Raw genomic sequence first — 1,668 nt, forward strand, 5'->3', positions numbered from 1 at the left:
GCATGCCGGGCATGAACACCTTCTGCACGCCGTCGACGATGACCTTGTCGCCGGCGGACAGGCCGCTGCGCACGATGCGCAGGCCCTCGGCGCTGCGGCCGAGCTGCACATCGCGCCGCTGCGCCTTGCCGTCCTTGTCGACCACGTAGACGTACTTGCGGTCCTGGTCGGTGAGCACCGCGCGGTCGTCGATCAGCACCGCGTCGAAGCGGCCGCTGCCGAGCAGCCGCACCCGCGCGAACAGGCCGGGGGTGAAGCGGCGATCGGCGTTGTCCAGCAGCGCGCGCACGTGGATGGTGCCGGTGCTGCGCACCAGCTGGTTGTCGAGGAAATCGACCTTGCCGGCATGCGGATAGCCGTCCTCGCCGACCAGGCCGACCTGCACCGGCAGGCTGCCGTCGCGCTCGCTCGGGCGCTGGCCGTCGCGCGCCATCTGCGCATAGCGCAGGAAGGTGCCTTCGTCGGCGTCGAAGTACACATGCACCTTGTCCAGCGACACCAGCGTGGTCAGCACACTGGCGCTGTCGCCGGCGCTGACCAGGTTGCCGGCGGTGACCATCGCGCGGCCGGCGCGGCCGGCGATCGGCGCGCGCACCTGGGTCCATTCCAGGTTCAGGCGTGCGCTGTCCACCGCCGCCTGCGCGGCCAGCACGTCGGCCTGTGCCTGCTCGGCCGCGGCGCGCCGCTGTTCCCAGCTCTCGGTGGAGATGGCCTGCTGTTCGGACAGGGTCTTGGCGCGCGCGGCCTCGCTGGCGCTGAGCTTGGCCTGGGTGCGCGCGCGCGCCAGATCGGCCTCGGCGCGGGCCAGGTCGGCGCGGTAGCTGCGCGCGTCGATGGTGAACAGCACATCGCCCTTCTTCACCTCCTGCCCTTCGACGTAGTTGACCTTGTTGATGTAGCCGGACACGCGCGGGCGCAGGTCGACGTGCTCGACCGCCTCGACGCGGCCGCTGAACTCGTCCCACTGACTGATCTGCTTCTGCAGCGCGGGCGCCACGCCCACGCTCGGCGGCGGCGGCGCGCCCTGTTCGTTGGCCTTGCCGCCGCAGGCGGCGAGCGTGGCGACCAGCAGCGCCACCGCCAGCGGGCGCAGTGCGCCCGGCAGCAGGCGCGACGGCATCGGAATCGGATTCATGGAGAGACCTCGTGGGTGGAGAAGGAAAACGGCAAGGGGGTGAGCAAGGCGCTGCGCGGCTGGGCAAAGTGGCGGCGGTCGATCTCGACCAGGGCGCGGTCCGGCCGCTGCGCATCGGCGAGCAGGTGGACCACGGCGCGGCCGACGCCGAGGGTGGTGAACCACTCCGGGCAGTCGCCGATGGCGTCGTCGCTGCGGCACACCGGCGCGGACAGCGACAGCAGGTGCACGTGCACGCCCAGCGGCTTGGCTTCCTCGTGCAGCACCTGGGCAAGCATGCGGATCGCTGCCGCCGTCACCGAACTGTCGCCATGCCCGGACCAGGCACGCAGCGCGCAGGGACTGCCCAGCAGCACGTAACGGGCGCCGCGCTCGTGCTGCGCCAGCAGCGGCAGCAGATGCCGGGCGGCAGCCAGATGTGGCAGCAGATCCGCATCCAGGCGCCGGCGCAGCGCCCCCAGCGGTCGCTCCAACAGACGCCCGGGGCGCAGCGGGCTGCCCAGGGCGGCGACCACCGCGGCCAGCGGCCGCGG

At 72.5% G+C, this 1,668-nt stretch carries 2 protein-coding genes; both read right to left on the reverse strand.

Annotation, left to right across the window (positions count from 1 at the left end; all coding sequences use genetic code 11):
• Window positions 1–1,135: efflux RND transporter periplasmic adaptor subunit (locus D588_RS0118810; RefSeq protein WP_017917072.1), on the reverse strand; the 1,135-nt coding region annotated here is incomplete at its 3' end.
• A partial coding sequence (locus tag D588_RS25445) for a hypothetical protein (protein WP_017917073.1) occupies window positions 1,132–1,668 on the reverse strand: 537 nt, incomplete at its 5' end. The genes D588_RS25445 and D588_RS0118810, both read right to left, overlap by 4 nt.

The sequence above is a fragment of the Xanthomonas sp. SHU 308 genome, from assembly GCF_000364645.1.
GTDB lineage: Bacteria > Pseudomonadota > Gammaproteobacteria > Xanthomonadales > Xanthomonadaceae > Xanthomonas_A > Xanthomonas_A sontii.